At 50.6% G+C, this 812-nt stretch carries 1 pseudogene; it reads right to left on the reverse strand.

Annotation, left to right across the window (positions count from 1 at the left end):
- A pseudogene (locus tag ACMZ6Z_RS09505) lies at nucleotides 1-812 on the reverse strand (hypothetical protein); the annotation flags it as partial.

Below are 812 nucleotides of genomic sequence, written 5' to 3' on the forward strand. Positions count from 1 at the left end.
TCAATGGTAACTGTCACAGTTGTTTCAACCGGTGCATCGTCTACTGGGTTGGTCACTGTGACTGGGATTTCAACCGTCGCTGTTTCCGCAGTGCCGACGAAGACGATATCGGTTGGGGTTCCGACAAGCTGACCTTGATCGTCGACACGAAGACCATTGGTTTCTGTGCTTGCAATCACGGAGTTGGACTTGCTTGGTGTGACCACTTTGACTGGGACAACTGCTTGCTTATCGGTCACACGAACAGTATTAACCGTTTCAACTGTGAGAGCGTCCTTAGCTTTTGGATTGTCGTCTCGGTCATCTGGGATGCCGTCGTTGTCATCATCGTTATCCGTCACGTCTGGCTGACCATCCTTGTCGGTGTCACGTTGGACGGTGACTGGAACGAGAATATCTTTGGTTTCTTGACCTGCTGGCGTATCAACCACAACGTTTACCGGAACGTTAACGACACGGTCGTTTTCGTCTGGGTTCCAGTCCGTAATCTCTGGGGTACCCGTTAAGTTACCAGTGCCATCAACAGTGATGCCATTGGTTTGGGTACCAGTGATGACTGCGTTTGGTTTATTGACAACAACTGCTGGACGCGGTGCGATTAACTGGCCTTCAACGACTGGCGTGCCATTAGCTGGGCTAACGGTGACCGTCAAGTCATCTTTGCCTTTCGGATTGTTATCCGTGTCATCTGGGATACCGTCGTTGTCGTCGTCTTGGTCATCCTTATCTGGTTGACCGTCATTGTCAGTATCGCGATCAATGGTAACTGTCACAGTTGTTTCAACCGGTGCATCGTCTGCTGGGTTGGTCAC

It is taken from the genome of Streptococcus pluranimalium (genome assembly GCF_047785705.1).
Classification (GTDB): Bacteria; Bacillota; Bacilli; order Lactobacillales; family Streptococcaceae; genus Streptococcus; species Streptococcus pluranimalium_A.